This is a genomic window from Alteromonas sp. 4NH20-0056, from assembly GCF_057539655.1.
In genome coordinates, this window is the sequence record NZ_BAAJLS010000004.1 from 87882 (window position 1) to 105200 (window position 17319).

The window sequence follows — 17319 nt, forward strand, 5'->3', positions numbered from 1 at the left end:
TTAAAGCAAAATAAATATCGTGAATTGTGAGTAAATCACCCCCGAACGTCGCCGATCTATAAAAAAACCTTGTAAGACAACAACATTTCGTTAACATCTAGGGGTATTCATTGTGCGTGGTAGTTATGACTGTAATTTTATTTGCTATACCCTTATTTTTTATCCTTATTGCGCTTGAACTCGTCGTAGATGCGCGTAAGAAAACGGGGCATTATCGGGCTAACGACGCGATTACAAGTCTAAGTGCGGGGGTGTTGTCACGCGTAATGACACTTGCCCACCAGCTTATCCCTTTCACGATTTATGTGCTTATTTTTGAAGCCGTATCGGTTTTTACCCTTGATGCATCGGCTTGGTGGGTGTGGCTGCTGGCCTTCGTGCTCTAAGACTTTTGTTACTATTGGAATCATCGCATGGGTCATGAGATGAGCTTATTGTGGGCCGCGCACGTGGTACATCATTCCAGTGAAGACTACAATCTTACAACGGCTCTTCGCCAAACCAGCGGTGCATTGTTCAGTTGGGTATTCTATTTACCCTTGGCCGTGTTAGGTTTTCCACCAGAGCTAATCATTACGGTGGGCGCACTTAATTTAGCGTATCAATTTTGGGTACATACTCAGCATATCAGTACGCTCGGTTGGATGGAAAAGTGGTTTGTAACCCCCTCTAATCACCGTGTGCACCATGCGCAAAACCGTGTTTATATAGACAAAAACTACGGCGGTGTTTTTATAATCTGGGATCGGTTATTTAATACCTTTATCCCTGAGTTACCTGATGAACCTCCTGTTTATGGCATTCGTGGGGCGCTAAAAAGCTTTAATCCCATTTGGGCAAACCTACAGGTATATAGCCAGCTTGCACATGACAGTTATCATACCCGCAAATGGCGAGATAAGTTGCGAGTGTGGTTTGGACGCACGGGGTGGCGGCCTGACGACGTTACTGAAGCGTTTCCTATAGAAAAGAGACCGTTATCGGAATTTAAGAAGTTTAATCCATCACTAAATGCAGCGGTAACCAAGTACAGTATGGTTCAGCATGTTGTCATGCTCGCGGTTACTTTATTCTTTCTATTGCGCTTTGATGCACTAAGTGGTGCTCAACAGCTTATTATTGCAATAACCATTGTTTTACTGAGTATTCAGAATGGTTTTATTCTATCTCAGTCGCGGATGGCGCTTGCTTTAGAAGCCCCAAGATTGCTGGTTTTTCCATTGTTATGGTACGCCGGTAATTTACCTATTGCTGGTCTTTTACTTGCGGTGAGTTCGTTGGCCAGTTTGATAATGCTGTTCTTGGCAGTTCGTCACCATCAACCACGAAAAATAATTAATAAACCAGCTGTGTTAACTGAACCTGAAAACCTCGCATAACGTAAAAAACCGGAAATTGCGGGAGGCGTTATGCATAAGTTTTTGTTCAGTAAAATAGAAGATACACCAACGGTAATTGACTATTTAGAAGTTCAGTCTTTCGAAATGAACGTGTATTTAGTGTATGTATCTATCGGCGATAAGAGTGGTATGGTTTACGATAAGCACGACAAACCGATGCGCTTTTTTAGTACCGGCCATATTCGAGAGGCGTTTGCGCACTGTGCTGTTGAGAAGGCAGTAATGAAGCACGATACGCCATACGACGAAATGATCGGCAACCCGCCTAAAAGTGCAGAGCAAATGGCCCTACCGTTTAGTATGGAATTACCTTATTAATATTACTGCTATTGTACGCAATACTATTACCTTTTATAACCATGGTTGCGCCGCGTCTCGCATATCTATTCGTGCACTCAGGCGCTTTGCTAACAAATAAAGCCCACCCAGCTTACGATGAATAAATAACGCATCTACCGGCGGTGTATGCCAAAAGTCTAGCTCCATGGTTAAGCCCATCCCCTTTTCGTGCAAACGCTGAATTAAATCCGTTTCCCCAAAATCATAGGGGCCTGCTTCACGCAGTGCTTCGCATGCTTCCATGCCCATTTCAACAACTGCGCGCTGCTGCGTATTTGTGTGAGCATTAGTAAGTAAACCAATATCCAGCGCTGCTTGTAACATTGCCTTATTATCTTGATGTGCGGCGCTCTTGAGCAGTGCGTTGTAACTATCAGATATGGTATCGGGCACCGCCCTGGTTGCGCCAAAATCAAGTAGCACCCACTGTTTAGTGTCGGTGTTAAAGCGGTAATTTGCTAAGTTTGGGTCGCTTTGCAACAGCTTAAATCCAAAAATCTCGCTGAAGAATAAGCGCATTAGTTGGGTCATGGCGGTGTCTCGAACCGCTTGGGATTGTTCTAGCAGGGCATCTAGTGGCTGTGCCTCTATAAAGTCCATAGCAAGCACCGTGCTTGTTGTCAGAGGTTCGTAGACGGTGGGTATCAAAAAATCGTCATCGCCACACAAGGCCGCTTTATATTGTGTAAGCATAGCGGCTTCTCGAATATAGTCAGCTTCTTGGTGAAGCTGTGCTTTGGCCTCTTCTAGTAACGGTTTGATATCCAAAGATGAGGGGAGTAAGCCAGTAAGCTTAATCAGCGTTGCTACATTATCTACATCGCTATTAATGCTTTTCTTGATGCCTGGATACTGCACCTTTATCGCTAACATTTTCCCGTCAAGGGTTATGGCTTTGTGCACTTGTCCGATAGAGGCTGCCGCGATAGGTGAAAACGAAAAATACAGTAGATTATCTTGCCACCCTTCGCCCCACGCGCTGTTCAATGTATCTATCAGCTGATCTTTGGGCATAGGGTCGGCATCTTCTCTTAAGCGCCCTAAAATAGCCGCAAGCTCAGGGGGAAGAAAATCGCCCGTATCCATTGATATCAATTGGCCCAGCTTCATGGCCGCGCCACGCATGTTGGCAAGTTGGTCGGCTATGCGGTTGATATTTTGCGGAGTAAGTAATAACGAGGATAAAACAGGGCGCTCGCCTTTAAGCAATTGCCCTGCGCCATTAGTAAGTACGTTGCCGGCAATTTTTCCGGCAAGCGAGCCTAATTTACCTATTCGCGATAAACGCGTTGAAGGAATGGCTTTGGTGGGTCTTGATGGGTCGCCCTCTGACATAGCATGGCCTTTTAAAAGTATATTTTAAGTATACGGCGCCAATGCCCTGCGCGTTTACTTCTTTACGCGCTAAATCGAAGGTTTTAAAGAGTGCGTTTACACAATTTGGGAGATGAACTGAATAATAAGTCCAAATACGCTACCAATAGCAAACCCCGTCCAGCCACTCTTGCTTACATAGCGAAGCGTTGCTGCCCCGAAAATGCCGCACCACAGCATAGCCGAATAAGTCGATACCATGCCACTTCCCATTCCAGAATTAGGGAGAAAAAGCATAACGACAAAGGTCAGTGCCATGCCGCCACTTAAAATTACCCACATGATATTTTTACTGTCGGCAAACGCCTTTGTTGCTGCGGAATTATTGCTCATTGTGCACCACGGAAATCTATTACCATGGTTACAAATTAACAGAGTTTTAACAAAAGGGAATAAGACTTCAGCCTTATATGATAATGATGCTGATTTCGAGCTAAGACATGTTGATGAAGAGCAAAGCGTATAAAGCGGGAAAATAGAAAACCGGCATAATGATATGCCGGTTTTATTCTTAGTCGTGATGACGGTTGAATGACACCTCTAATAAGGTCACATTGTCTGTAAAGGTCAGTGTTTTCAGCGGACCATTACCTTCAACGTTTATGGTGTTTACCTGAGAGGGCCATAAGTCACGCAATGCATCGTGACGTATTTTTAACCCTTCTAGCGCAGGTGGTTGCGCCGTTTCTTGGTAAACCCAAAAGTGTTTTCCTTCCAACTCAAAACCAACCAACGACAAATCAAGCGCGTTTTCTTCACCATTAAGCAAAGCAAAATGGCTATTCACATAGTCAGCGAATGCTTGTTGCGTGTCAGTATCGTCCATTATGTCAGCATGCTTATCAAATAGCGCTTTAACTGCATGCTCAGCATCATGAAGATTAAATCTGTGCATCACTTCGATGTTCTCTGTTCTTGGGTTGAACAGCACCGTGGTAATGGCAGCTTTTATCTGATGTGCATGGGCAACACTGCTAAATAAACCACATAAAATGAAAGCGATAGCGAACAGGGCATGAATGCCCTGTTGCTTGCTAACGGTAGATAACTTATTTGTCATCACCGTCCTCTTCGTCATCAGTTTTTAGTTCGGTTTTTGAATCTTGCATAAGGTCGCGGTACTCATAAGTACTGCGCGGCTTGTTCTTATACGCTTCAATACGCGAAGGAATAATACGACGTGGATAGTGGTTGTTTTCCACATCTACATCTGCAGTTTCCCAGTGTGGATCAACGGTTACGCCAACAAGTACTTTGTCTTTATCAGTAACGACAAGTTTCGTTACTGCTTTAGGTGTGCGGCGCCAGATTTCAGCAGGAATACGCATTTCTTCTGTGGTTCCGTCTTCGAAAGCAAGCTCTAAGATGATTGGCATAACCAAGCCACCTTTGTTGCTGAAGTCTAACACGTAGTAGTTTTTGTCTTCTTTTACAGCACGTTCAAACGCAGCACGTTCCCATGGCTCTAGTTTATCCATGAATTTTTTGTACTTGTTACGTTCTTTGTTAGTAACAGTAAAACGATCGTTTTCGTCATAGAAATCGCTAATATCGTCGAAACGGTCTACCCAAAGCTCTTTACCTTCCTGTTTGTTACGAATATCGGTAAGTGACTTAGGCTTATCCATTTCAGCTTCACGCTCACGAGTGAAGTCGATGTCAGGATCTTCAGTATTCAAACGAAGTTTGTAAACGCTGTCTAGGCTAATGTCGACATGATCTGTTGAGTAGAACCAGCCACGCCAGAACCAATCTAGGTCAACACCAGAGGCTTCTTCCATTGTGCGGAAAAAGTCAGACGGCGTTGGGCGTTTAAACATCCAGCGCTGTGCGTACTCTTTAAAAGCAAAATCAAACAGTTCACGACCAAGGATAGTCTCGCGCAAGATGTTTAGCGCTGCCGCTGGCTTGGTATAGGCATTAGGGCCTAAACGAAGTACAGAGTCAGACTGCGTCATAATAGGAACTTGTGTTTGTGATTTCATGTAGCCAGTAATGTCACGTGGCTCAACACCCCATGGGATCGTTGGGTCCCATTCACGGCCTGCAACGCCATCTAAGAAGCTGTTTAAGCCTTCATCCATCCATGTCCACTGACGCTCGTCAGAGTTTACAGTCATCGGGAAATAGATGTGCCCTACTTCGTGAATAACCACGCCGATAAGGAAGCGTTTTTCAGCAAGTGAATACGTGCGAGAGCCGTCGTCTTGTAGTTCAGTACGAGGGCCGTTGAACGTAATCATTGGGTATTCCATACCGCCAACAGGGCCATTTACCGACTGAGCTACGGGGTACGGGTAGTCGAAACTAAAGCGGCTATATACATCCATAGTGTGGATGATGGACTCAGTAGAGTACTTCTGCCAAAGCTCGCCACCTTCTTTCGGGTAGAACGACATCGCCATCACAAGAGGCTGTGTGTCGCCACCTTGCTGGTAACCGCGTGCATCCCAAGCAAATTTACGTGATGATGCCCATGCAAAGTCACGTACGTTTTTCGCTTTAAACGTCCAGGTTTTAAGTTTAGATGTCCCTTCTTTCTCGTTTTCTATGGCCTCTTCAGGCGTGACAATGAAGACAATACGGTCGGCTTTTTCCGCTTTCTTTAAACGTTCGCGCTGTGTTTTTGTAAGAACATCTTTCGGATTTTGCAGTTCACCGGTGGACGATACAATGTGATCGGCTGGAACGGTAATGTCTACTTCGTAATTACCAAATTCGAGCGTAAATTCACCACGACCAATAAACTCTTTGTTAGTCCATGCTTCATAATCGGTGTACGCCGCTAAACGAGGGAACCACTGTGCAAGCAGGAATATATCGTTGCCGCCTTCGCGTTCATCATCAGGGAAGTGTTCATAACCTGCGCGAGCCGATACTGCATCTTCTTCAACAATGTTGAACGCAAAATCGATATCGAAGGTGACTTTCTTACCCGGCTTTAATGGGGTAGCTAAGTCTACACGCATCAACGTACCTACTGTGGTGTGGCGAAGGTCGTTGCCTGATTTGTCTTCAACGCGAGAAATGGTGTAACCCAGTTCGTTATCGTCTACAAACTGTTGGCGGCGCAATGCACCCATGCTTAATTGCGCAGGTTTATTACCACTTGCAGCTTGTGTTGCAGGACCGCGGTTGCCAATTCCACCAAATGTAGTGGTTAGGGCTGACATTGAGTCGTCACGGAATTTGTTTTGATCAAGCTGAATCCACAAGTATTTCAACGTATCAGGTGAGTTATTGTGATACGTGATGGTTTCGCTAGCTTCAATTCGACGCTCGCCTTCAAGTAATTTTACGTCAATGTCGTAATCTACTTGTTGCTGCCAATACTGATGACCTGGCTCACCAGCGGCGTTACGGTATACGTTAGGTGTAGGTAGAACTTCGTCTAGCTGACGGAATTTATCTTCAAAATCGCCTTTTGTTTGTTTTATTGCGGCGTTTGCTGAGGGCAGATAAATCAGCATAGACAACACTGGTGCAAACCAGTAGAGATGTCGTTTTGAGGTGCTCATGCAGTTTCCTTGCAACGTGTTGAAATAGAATTCTTATAAGATACCAAACTTAGTATATAAGGGTGGGTAATTGAATCCCAGCTTTTGAACGTATACTCGCGCACTTTTAACGCAAAAATGTATCAATAGAGCGTTTGTTTCGCATCATAAGTATCGTATTCTACAGCTATTGTTTCCCTCTTTACTTCCACTATGAATAGTTTCTCTTGGCAACGTGCCGTTATTAAAGTTGGCAGCGCGCTTATCGCGCCTGAAGGTGATGCATGCAGTGCAAAGTACCTATTGGCACTGGCTCGATTTATCACCACTAGCCGAGAGGCAGGCAAAGAAGTGATTGTCGTGTCGTCAGGAAGTGTTGCAGCAGGCAAAAGTAAAGTGGCTGTTCGTAACAATGCGTCAATTGCTGAGAAGCAAGCTATGGCGGCAATAGGCCAGAATTTAATGATGGCAAATTGGCAACGTTTCTTTGATTTTCCCTGTGCGCAGATTCTATTAACGGCAGACGATCTTCGTGATAGAACGCGCTACGTCAATATCAAAAATACGCTAAGAGAATTACTCAATCACCAAGCCTTGCCTATCGTAAACGAAAACGACACGGTTGCGGTTAACGAATTAAAAGTAGGTGATAACGACAATTTGGGGGCGTATACGGCGCTGGTCGCGCAAGCGGATACCCTTATTATCTGTTCTGACATCGACGGTTTATTTACTGCCGATCCGCGAAAAGACAAAAACGCAGTGCTAATCGACCATGTCCCACGTATCACCGATGATATTTATGCATTGGCTGGCGGTGCCGGCTCAGCAGTAGGTACAGGCGGGATGCGCACGAAAATAGAAGCGGCCGATAAGTGTGCAAGTAGTGGTATTCAAACGCTTATTGTTAATGGCAGAAAGGGTGGAACGTTTGATGCTCTGCTCGATGGTAAGGTTCCCGGTACGCTCTTTAAGGCAAGCGATACGCCTGCTAATGCTCGCCGATTATGGCTTACCCATACCCTGAAAACCAAAGGCCGCATTCATATCGATGACGGTGCAAAACGTGCATTGATAGAGCGTGGCGCGTCGTTACTACCTTCTGGTGTTTCACATGTTGAGGGCATATTTTCGCAAGGTGATGCTGTTGAGGTGGTATGCAATGGTGACACCTTAGCCAAGGGATTAACCTTATATAACGCAAATGAGTTATTGCGCATAAAAGGAATGAAGTCGCAACATATCGCTAATGTGCTAGGTTATGAGAACACTGAAGTTGTAATCCATCGAGATGACTTAGTGCTTGTTTAGCCTTTGTTAGTGCGTTTCATAGGACAAAAATGACAGACATTACGCCCACACTTACCGATTATCCATATCACATTGAGATTGCTACCCGCTGGCAGGACAACGATGCTTACGGGCATATTAACAATGTCATGTATTACAGCTTTTTCGATACGGCGGTAAACCGATTTCTTATTGAGGAAGGTGAGTTAGATATTCATAACAGCAGTGCCGTCGCGTACGTGGTAAGCAGTCAATGTCAGTATGTTGCGCCGGCGGCTTATCCAGAAACGATTTATGTTGGCCTAGAAGTTAAAAAAATTGGCAGAAGTTCAGTAACCTATGGTCTGTCAGTATTTGCTGGTGAGGCAAAGCGTCGTGTGGCTCACGGTCAATTTGTGCATGTATTTGTTGATAGAAGTTCAGACAAGGCTGTTCCTATCCCAGTAAAGATTAAAAGCGCGCTAACAAGCATTGCCAGTCAAGAACAAGGCGAGTAAACCCATCATGACAATGAATCAAGGGGTGCTGTCAGGTGTTTTTCTTGATACAGAGACGTTGTCTTTAGCGACCCTTGACACCACAGCGCTAAAGGCGCTCGATGTTGAATTAAGGTGCTATAAAAGTTCTTGTGCCGATGAGGTGGTATCACGCATCGAAGATGCCTCGTTTATTTTAGTCAATAAAGTCAACCTTAACCGTGATGTGTTACAGCATGCTAAAGCGTTAAAATACATCGGTGTAACGGCCACGGGTATCAATAATATCGATACTGAATACTGTGCACAGCAAAACATTTGCGTTCGTAACGTAACGGCATATGGTACCGAGAGCGTGGCGCAACATACGCTCATGCTATTACTTAACCTAGTGACCAATTTCCCGCGCTATCACAACGATGTTCAACAAGGAAATTGGTCTTCGTCTGAGCATTTTTGCTTGAATCAGTACCCTGTTACTACCTTGTCAGGTAAGCACGCTGTTGTTGTAGGTCACGGTGAATTAGGTCAACGGGTCGACGCTTTGTTTAATGCATTTGGAATGCGAGTAAGCATTGCGGCTAGGCCAGGTAAGGAAAACGATGATCGCCCTACTTTGGATAGCCTGTTACCTACCGCTGATGTTGTGTCGTTGCACTGCCCACTGACGAAAGACAACGAAAAGCTTATAAACGCGCGTACACTGGCGCTAATGAAGCCAAGTGCGGTATTGATAAACACTGCCCGCGGCGGACTAGTGGATGAAGCCGCCTTATTACGCGCGTTGAAGCTCAATAAACTAGGTGGTGCTGCGCTTGATGTTATCTCTGAAGAGCCGCCATCACCCGAGCACATTTTTATGAGCAACCTCATGCCAAACTTGCTGATATCGCCCCACAATGCCTGGATTGCACAAAGCGCGCGCCAACATTTGCTTGATAAAACCGTCTCACAACTTCAAGAATTTTTGGCCAGTCTATCATGAACAACACGGTACTTTTTGCTGTTTGCTCACTCATTTGGGGCTCAACATGGATAGCAATCACTTATCAAGTGGGCCATACCTCTGAGCCACTCGCCGTTGCATGGCGTTATACGTTGGCATCACTTTGTCTTGGTGGGTACTGTTTGGTAAGAGGGTTACCTTTTTCACTGCCGCTGCATGTACATATAAAAATGGCGGGGGTAGGGTTATTTCTTTACAGTTTAAACTATACCTTACTGTACATGGCACAAGCCCACATCATTAGTGCGTTACTGGCGCTTATGAGTTCATGTATCATTTACATTAACGTTGTCCTTAGACGCTGGTGGCTAAATCAACCTATTCGATTAGAAGTGGTTATTGGCGCTACATTTGGGTTAACCGGAATTACCTGCATGTTTGTCCCAGAATTTTCTAAAGTGTCGATGGACGCCGCGCTTGTTGTGGGGCTGGTTATTGCGCTGATTTCGTTCCTGTGCGCTTCGGTTGGCAACGTTATTTCTGAACGTATTCTTAGCAGCGGTACGCCGGTCATTCAGATGAATTTCTATGCCATGAGTTATGCCATGGTGTTTTTATACATTACAGCGCTGTTTTCACCTGAAGCCCTTGTTATACCCACAGCCCCCTCTTTTTACTATTCGTTATTGTATCTTGCCTTTTTTGGCTCGGTATTAGCGTTTGGCGCATACATGAAGCTGCTGAAACAAATCGGCGCAGATAAAGCGGCCTATGTGGTATTGGTATATCCCATCGTTGCGCTAGTTATTTCTACGTTTTTCGAGGGTTACACGTGGAGTTGGCTGTCGTTTGTGGGTGTGTTTGTTGTGATAGTAGGCAACGCCATAGCGATGGGAAAAGTACCGCTATTTATGCGTCGCCCTACCATTATATAAATACACAACATGTAATATAGCTTGCTATAACGCATTTATTTTTTTGTTTAGCTCGTAACTCGGCTCAGTCACAATCGTTTCTAGTGTTTCAACGCGCTCAATAAGCGTCGCAATTTGTGCGTCTTTTTGCTTGAGGGCTTCATTTAATTGCTGCTTTTCCGATTGAATGAAAGGGTTATTGCAGGTTCCTTGTAACCAATCATTTAAGCGCCATTGAAATTTAGCATCTAGATAGCTGGCTAGCAGGGCGATAGTGGCGATGCTGCCGATAAGCAAAACAAGACTTAATGTAGACATAACATACTCCTGATAACAGTTAATAAAAATCACATTTCATAGCTTCTAGTCTCGCCGTGAATAAAAAAATTACAGCAAATGTAATTATTTTTGTTTAACGAAGACTACAACGATAAATAACCACATTAACAACAGTGTTCACTGGCACTGAATAGAGGAAGTGCGTTGGTTCAAGGGTTTGACGATGTATTCTCACAATACGAAGGGTTACTCGGGCGCGTAGCAAATAGCTATGAAGCCAATGACGCCATGCAGCAAGAGCTACTGCAAGAAATTGCAGTAGCAGTTTGGCAGGGCTTGTCTCGTTTCAAAGGTGACAGCAGTATCAAGACCTACATTTTACGGATTGCCCATAACCGCGCGGTAACGCATGTTGCCAGCCAAGTAAAAAGGGTTGATACCCATTCGTTTGACGATAGCGATGACACCTACCACGACCCTCAGCCATCACCAGAAACCTTAACCAGTAACCAACAGTCGTTAGCTCACTTACTTGCTGCGGTCAGAGCGCTGCCTCTTCAACAACGCCAAGTGCTAACGCTTTCGCTAGAGGGGTTGTCGTATGATGAGGTTGCCGAGGTGTGTGGCCTAACTAAAAACCATGTTGGGGTTATTTTGAAACGCGCAAAGGCTGCAGTGGTTAAAGGAGAATTGAATGCAAAATAATGATGAGTTAGCCAATCTTTGGCAAACACAGCCTACACAAAAAGTCGATATTGAAGCCGTTAAAAAAGACTTTCATCAAGAAACCACAAAACAACGACGTTATTTTATTCTCGATTGCTTGGCTATGCTGCCCGGCACCATTTTACTTTTCACATATTGGACAGAATTTTCGTTATTAGCAAAAGTCATGATTGGGGGAATTTTTCTCTTTAGTTATCCACTTGTTGGGTATCAGCTGTGGCTCCGCCGTATTGCTGCGTTTGCTAAAAGCGACGGCACAAACGACTACCTTAGCCAGCTAAGTAAGCAATTTAAAAACAATATTCGCATTGCCGTGTTAAACAAACACTCAGCATGGTCTGCAGCGCTTTTTCTCTGGGTATTTTGGGCGGTAATGTTTTTCACGGGTGAGCTAAAAGATGAGAAAATATTGAAGACCGTCGTCATACTCGTGGGTACCACCATCGTCATGGTTGGGTGGTATATATGGGCGGATAAACGGAAACAACGTTTTCAACGAGAATGGCAAGCGCTACAAGACATGAGAGGGTAGCCCTTAAGCGCAAACAATGATCACTTGTGGTTATTCATCGTTTGCATCATCGCTCGGCTCTTTCGCCTCGCCAGAGAAAAACTCGTAATACAGGTCCAATGCAAACTGTGATTGGTCGTCAATAGTTGTTTGTACTGCCTCTAAAAATAGGCGTGGTAATAATTGATAGCGCAAAGCCAAGTCGGGTGGCTGTTGACGTCTACGCAGCGTGCTATTTGCATCGTTATTGCTAAGGCCTACATCCACATTATATTCTACCGAAAGTCGATCGTTAATTTGCCCCGTTACCGATAGCCTGTCTTCGTTCGTACCTAACCTAAAGTCTTCAATGCCCAACGATTTACCGACCTGTCCGGTAAGCGATTTTGTATTCGATAAACCAAACCCAAGCAAAATAGCGCCATAGTTGGGGTCTTGTGTCTCTGCGTCTGGCCCTTGTCCGGTAAGCAAATACGATAATACATTTTGCTGATCCATTGCGGGCTCAGAGAATAAGTTTATCGATGGTGCATCGGCAGAGCCATCTATGCGAATACCCGCAATAACATTGTCATCGGTCTTGTCTGGGTCACGTATGGCTTCAATCAGTAACAGTGGTTGGTCGATAGGCCCATTAAACTGAACCTCACCCGTTTGTATAACAAGTTGCTGCCCATAAGCACTGTAACGGCCATCAAGTATCTGCAAGTCGCCAAATCCAACTAAAGCCGGTTGAGTGTTAACGCGAATACCGCCATGTAAATTTGCGTTTAAGCCGAAGGCTTCTAGTTTTACATCGCCGGTTTTCTTTTTGTCGATATTGACCATTACCGAGGCATGAACGATATCTAATGGCTCTTCTCTGTCAGGTTCGCCGCGTAAATACACATCTTTTGACGGAGAAACCGCACTTTCTGGAAGCGATTCAATCTCAATACGCGCCCATGGAATATTGATATCGCCCGATATATCCACTCGCTCTGCGGTGGCATTGACATCGATATCTGGGGATATTCTAAACACCATGTTGGGCTGTTTTACTTCAAATTTGTCACCGGAAAGCGAAAAGTCGACGCTGGGTGTGTCAGACCAATTGATGCCGCCGGTTAGTTCGCCTTTTCCTCCACCTAAAATAAAGGTGCCGGTAAAGTCAGCTGTCTGCCCATCAAGTATAATAGATTGTTGCCAGTCTTTGAGTGATACCGGCGTGTCTTGGATATCAATGGCGCCGTTGGCAACTTTCAACTCTCCAGACAACACTGGCGATGTAACCGCACCTTTTAATCGAACGTTACCATTGAGGTTACCGGTAAGCGTTCGAATTGCTGGTGAAAGTGGCTTTAGCGGCGACACGTCAATGTCGTTGATAACAAGCATGCCATCTAGCGGTATATTTTCCTCGAAAGGATGAACAGAAACATTCAGTTCAGCATGGCCTAAATCATCACTCTTTATTATTGAGCGTGCAGAGAGCTTACCTTGTTTCATTGACCCTTCGGTTTCTATTGCATTAATTGTAATATCAATAGGGCGTGTTTTACCCAGTTGCCACGTGGCAGGTGACAGTGATGCATTAAACTGGGCATCGATGTCGCCATTTGCTGAATACGAGCCTTGTGATGCTGCGGTAAGAGTGGCTGGTACGGCGGAGGTAACCAGTTCAGGAAACAGTTCATGCGCCCACAAACCAACAGGTAGTAAATTAGCAGCAAGGTTCCATTGGGCGTTGTTGTTCTCAACGTTAAAGGTATCAATACACAGTTGGCCTTCATTTCTTGATACCCAACAGTGTGTGCTAACGGCGGCTGACACCGGTGTAGTGGCTACTTGCACATCAAAAGGCGATTCAAGTAACCAATTCATATTGGCAAGTTTAAGCGAGCTTTCTTTGATACGTCCTTGCCACGTATTGTTTGCCCAGCTGCCCGAAAATTGGGTATTAATATTATGCTCGGGGACATTCATCGCCAGGGTGACATCGTGATTACTGTACGTGCCTTCAAAGGACACATCGCCATTGATTAACCCTTGCTTCGCGACCTCTGCGGAAAGGTTTGGCGAGATAGCAATATTGTTAAGGTGAACATCGCCGCGTGTTGACGGGTCGTTCCAAGGGCCTGTCACTTTTATTGTGCTTTTTACTTCGCCTGAAATGTCAGAGTACAAGGTCTCAACCTGTTTTACGTTAATCCCCACATCTGCATTTACATAGCGTTTGTTTAATACCTGCGCATTAATATCAATGGCATTATCTGCTTGCTGAACCTTTAGGGTTGTCACCACAAGATCGCTTGGGCCTGAATATACCGCGGAGCCTTTAACCGACAATGGCTTTCCTTGTAACATGCCGCTGATATCGAGGTCTTTGAGGCTCATGTGAAGACCTTTTTTATCGTATTGCACCACACTGGTTAGGTTACCATTGAGTGCATCGGGTGCCCTGCTATCAAGTAAAGAGGCTGACACGTCGGTTAAGGTAGTGCTACCTTCCCAATAAATAGACTCATCGAGATATAAGGTGCCTGTATTACTTAAACGTCCACCCAGAGCCTCAATACTGCCTTCAGTCACCGAAATATTGTTTTCTTTTAAAATAACGTTTAACGCAACTGGAATCCGTCCTGCATCTGGCAGTGTTGCTGCTCCTTCACCACGCAATACATAGTCTCCCATGGTGCCATTTAAACTCACTTGGCCTGCATGCAATTTGCCTTCTGCTACTAAGGGGAGGGCTTGCTCTTGCCAGTTTGCGTCAAATGAAATAGGCAGTTTTTCATCTAAAATATTGGTTTTAAGCGCGATGTTTCCGTTAATCTCTCCTGTTACTGCAATATTTGCAGACAGGTCAGACAAATCCCCTGTCGCTTTTGCAGTGACTGACTGCTGGTCGCCATTTATTTCACCCGAGGCATCGATATCTATCGATAATGGATACGGTGAGGCTAGCGAGGCCTCTAATGACCCCGTTAATGTTCCTTGTTGATGGGCAACTAATAGCGCCTCCATTGCAATATTGGAGCGGTCAAAAATAAAGTTCTCAAACGACAAGGTTTTAAGTGCGTACTGTGTCTCACCTTGGTTGAACTGCATGCCGTTAAGCTCGAATGTCTCCAGCGATACAGGAATAGGGCTTTCGATGGTCGGTAATTCAGGCACTGTGTATGAGAGCGAATACGATGAAGGTAATGTTGAGGTGCTGGTAGGCTGTGCAGTGGGCTTTTTCTCGCCAGGTTCAATGGTTATCGCTAATGAAGATAAGGTTAGTTTCGCTATGTCTATGCGAGTGTTTGCTTCAACATTATTAACTTGAAGCGCGCCTACACGAATTTTTTGCGCTAGTAACTCAAGCGTAAAGTCGCGGATGTCCGCGTGCTCAAGCTCAATAGGAAAGGGCAATGCAAACGCTGTAGACGTCGTGTTATCTGTTTCAGCTGGCTCGCGTTTTTGAACAATTGTGGCTTGATTGAGAACCACGTCATTAACACACACACGCGGCTCAAACAGGCAGCGCCACGTAATATCAACAAAAAGGCTATTAACGTTAGCTTGCCATGTTTCATCTTCATACGAAAGCGCGCTTATCGTTAACCCATCAGCAATACCGCCTTGTATTTTTTCTATCGCTAAATTATCAACAAAAGAGGTAGCGGCAAGCCTAATTGTTGGGCCGCCTAGTGGGCTAATTAATATCGCGTAAACCAGTACGACAAGCAGTACGGGCGAAAGCAAAACCGTCGACAGTGTACGTTTTCTCATAGCTCTGGCCCCAACATTAAGTGCAGTCGCCAAGTATTTTCGTCTGGTGCAAAGCCTCGTGCGAGATAAATGCGAACTGGGCCAATTGGCGAAAGCCAATGTACACCAGAGCCAACGCTGTATGTCAGTGTTGTATTCGTATCGTTAGTTGCCGTACCTGCATCAGTAAAGGCGGCTATTCGCCAACTGTCGGCGACGCGATAAGCGTATTCAACGCTTGCAGTAGTTAGATACTTTCCCCCTATCGCATCTATAGCAAGCTCACCAGTTTCTGGGTCTATTACTTCGTCCTTTGGTGAAATATCTCTGAATCTAAACCCTCTTACACTTTGATCTCCACCCGCATAAAAACGCAATGAAGCGGGTACCTGAGAGAAGTCGTTAGTGCGTATTGCACCTAGTTCGCCTCGCACGGTTAGACGATGCTTTTCGTTAAATGTGCGTATGAGCATCCCTTCTGCTACAGACTTAACAATGTCGATATCTGAGCCAGCGTTCTCGCGGCCAACTTGTGTTAAAACTTCAAAATAGGTGCCCGATGAAATATCGAAATCGTCGTCTTTTTCCAAATAAGTGAGCGCATAACCTGGAAGGATAAGCGACGTAGTGTTGATATCCGCTTCTCCTTGGTCATAGGTTTCGGTTAGGTAAGTTAGCGACCCGTCTTGTTGCCATGGCGAATCGTCTTCTTGCCAATATCGATGTAGTGATACCGATAAGGTTTCACTGTTGAAAGACGTATTGCTGTACTCAATAAATTGATAACCCGCTTCAACACTTACATAATCTCGAGTGATGTTTTTCATTGGAATACGGTAGTCAGCGGTAATCGATTGTTCGGGCTCAGAAAGAAATAAATCTGCAGAGGCAGAGTGGCCGTATTTGTTCACCCAAGGTCGTTCCCAGCCGAGGCGCACTCGTGGGCCTGTGTCGGTTGCGGCGCCAAGTGATACATTGTAAGTATCGCGAGGTCGATGCGACAGTGATACTTCAATGGGCACAAGTAAACCGTCAGCCTCGCTTACAACAGGCCGTGCGATGACGCGTTTAAAATAACCGGTCTGATTTAGGCGTCGGTTGAAATCGCTGAGTATTGAAGATGAATAAGGCTGACCGCTTTCAAACGGAGCAAGGCGATTAATGATAGCTTTCGCCTTGTCATCACCCACGAATTTGATAGTACCGAATTGATACTGAGGGCCGCTTTGTGCGATTAAAAGAATATTCGCCTCTTTTTCTTCACGTACTAAGTCAAGCCGCGTTGCTTGCCAAAAAAAATCAAAGTAGCCATTGGACAGCGCATAATTAAACATTGCTGATTTAAACGAGCTGTAAATGGGCTGGTTAAGTACATCGCCTTTTTCTAGAGCGAAAGCATTAAACCGCGAGCGGAAAGCTGGGTCTTCTCGCCCTGCGCCTATGATCTCTCTGGTCACGTGACCTACCGTAAGCGGCTCATTGAGCGCAACGTTTACTAACACGGTATCGTTATTAACGTCTATTGCTGCTTCGCTATTGTAATAGCCAAAGGGCTCGACCGCTTTTGATACAGTACGTTGAAGGGTATCTTGCCAAAATGGTTCAGTAAGCGCGGTAACATCGACATCGAGGTTGTTTAAGTGAATGCGGATGTTGTTCTTTAACTTATCTTGTTTCACCCCCGCTATTTTGTAATCAACAGCAAAAACGTTGTTGCTAAACGCTAAACATATAACAAGCAGCACCCCTGTCGCGATTGTTGCATGAGTAGCACGAAGCAATACCCCAAAAAGTGTCATCAAACGCGCAAGAGTTTGCGTGCCAGACATAGA

15 protein-coding genes and 1 pseudogene are annotated in these 17319 nt (G+C 45.1%); 9 read left to right on the forward strand and 7 right to left on the reverse strand.

The genetic code is table 11. The features are described from left to right. Positions 1-125: 125 nt before the first annotated feature. The 3 genes and pseudogenes from AC27EZ_RS09040 to AC27EZ_RS09050 all read left to right on the forward strand — a co-directional run bounded on the left by AC27EZ_RS09040 (position 126) and on the right by AC27EZ_RS09050 (position 1718). Positions 126-386, forward strand: a complete 261-nt coding sequence (locus tag AC27EZ_RS09040) for a hypothetical protein (RefSeq protein ID WP_487135016.1) — start codon at positions 126-128, stop codon at positions 384-386. 12 nt (positions 387-398) lie between these two features. Then, positions 399-1379: pseudogene (locus tag AC27EZ_RS09045) on the forward strand (sterol desaturase family protein); the annotation flags it as partial. 30 nt (positions 1380-1409) lie between these two features. Next, complete coding sequence (locus AC27EZ_RS09050; RefSeq protein ID WP_487135017.1) at positions 1410-1718, forward strand: DUF6482 family protein; 309 nt, start codon at positions 1410-1412, stop codon at positions 1716-1718. Between the two features lie 33 nt (positions 1719-1751). On the opposite strand, the gene AC27EZ_RS09055 is transcribed toward AC27EZ_RS09050, so the two are convergent. The 4 genes from AC27EZ_RS09055 to AC27EZ_RS09070 form a co-directional block, all read right to left on the reverse strand. After that, on the reverse strand, positions 1752-3074 hold the full coding sequence (locus tag AC27EZ_RS09055) for an ABC1 kinase family protein (protein ID WP_487135018.1): 1323 nt from the start codon (positions 3072-3074) through the stop codon (positions 1752-1754). 96 nt (positions 3075-3170) lie between these two features. Continuing rightward, a complete protein-coding gene (locus AC27EZ_RS09060; RefSeq protein ID WP_487135019.1) occupies positions 3171-3446 on the reverse strand; it encodes a hypothetical protein in 276 nt (91 codons plus the stop codon). A 178-nt stretch (positions 3447-3624) separates the two neighbouring features. Beyond that, positions 3625-4173, reverse strand: a complete 549-nt coding sequence (locus tag AC27EZ_RS09065) for a DUF6702 family protein (protein WP_487135020.1) — start codon at positions 4171-4173, stop codon at positions 3625-3627. After that, positions 4163-6631 (reverse strand): M1 family metallopeptidase, encoded by a 2469-nt coding sequence (locus AC27EZ_RS09070; RefSeq protein ID WP_487135021.1) that lies wholly within the window; start codon positions 6629-6631, stop codon positions 4163-4165. Before AC27EZ_RS09070 ends, AC27EZ_RS09065 begins: the two co-directional genes overlap by 11 nt. A 192-nt stretch (positions 6632-6823) precedes the next feature. Here AC27EZ_RS09070 and proB point away from each other — a divergent pair, with 192 nt between their 5' ends. Genes proB through AC27EZ_RS09090 form a run of 4 tightly spaced genes read left to right on the forward strand, consistent with a single transcriptional unit; the run spans position 6824 to position 10257 of the window. Then, positions 6824-7921: a glutamate 5-kinase gene (proB, locus tag AC27EZ_RS09075; protein WP_487135022.1), complete on the forward strand. Its 1098-nt coding sequence runs from the start codon at positions 6824-6826 to the stop codon at positions 7919-7921. Positions 7922-7950: 29 nt separating this feature from the next. After that, entirely contained in the window at positions 7951-8397 is a 447-nt protein-coding gene (locus AC27EZ_RS09080; RefSeq protein WP_487135023.1) for an acyl-CoA thioesterase, read from the forward strand. Between the two features lie 7 nt (positions 8398-8404). Beyond that, positions 8405-9361: a D-2-hydroxyacid dehydrogenase gene (locus AC27EZ_RS09085; protein ID WP_487135024.1), complete on the forward strand. Its 957-nt coding sequence runs from the start codon at positions 8405-8407 to the stop codon at positions 9359-9361. After that, positions 9358-10257: a DMT family transporter gene (locus tag AC27EZ_RS09090; RefSeq protein ID WP_487135025.1), complete on the forward strand. Its 900-nt coding sequence runs from the start codon at positions 9358-9360 to the stop codon at positions 10255-10257. Before AC27EZ_RS09085 ends, AC27EZ_RS09090 begins: the two co-directional genes overlap by 4 nt. Before the next feature lie 24 nt (positions 10258-10281). Here the strand turns inward: AC27EZ_RS09090 and AC27EZ_RS09095 are convergent, their stop codons facing one another. Then, entirely contained in the window at positions 10282-10554 is a 273-nt protein-coding gene (locus AC27EZ_RS09095) for a hypothetical protein (RefSeq protein ID WP_487135026.1), read from the reverse strand. Positions 10555-10719: 165 nt separating this feature from the next. On the opposite strand from AC27EZ_RS09095, the gene AC27EZ_RS09100 reads away from it, so the two are divergent. Further along, complete coding sequence (locus tag AC27EZ_RS09100) at positions 10720-11220, forward strand: RNA polymerase sigma factor (RefSeq protein WP_487135027.1); 501 nt, start codon at positions 10720-10722, stop codon at positions 11218-11220. Beyond that, positions 11210-11773, forward strand: coding sequence for a hypothetical protein (locus AC27EZ_RS09105; protein ID WP_487135028.1), 564 nt, complete (start codon positions 11210-11212; stop codon positions 11771-11773). The genes AC27EZ_RS09100 and AC27EZ_RS09105 overlap by 11 nt, the downstream gene beginning before the upstream one ends. Positions 11774-11803: 30 nt before the next feature. Here the strand turns inward: AC27EZ_RS09105 and AC27EZ_RS09110 are convergent, their stop codons facing one another. Together AC27EZ_RS09110 and AC27EZ_RS09115 are read right to left on the reverse strand one after the other, a co-directional pair. Then, a complete protein-coding gene (locus tag AC27EZ_RS09110; RefSeq protein ID WP_487135029.1) occupies positions 11804-15508 on the reverse strand; it encodes a translocation/assembly module TamB domain-containing protein in 3705 nt (1234 codons plus the stop codon). Continuing rightward, positions 15505-17286, reverse strand: a complete 1782-nt coding sequence (locus AC27EZ_RS09115; protein ID WP_487135275.1) for an autotransporter assembly complex protein TamA — start codon at positions 17284-17286, stop codon at positions 15505-15507. Before AC27EZ_RS09115 ends, AC27EZ_RS09110 begins: the two co-directional genes overlap by 4 nt. Positions 17287-17319: the final 33 nt, after the last annotated feature.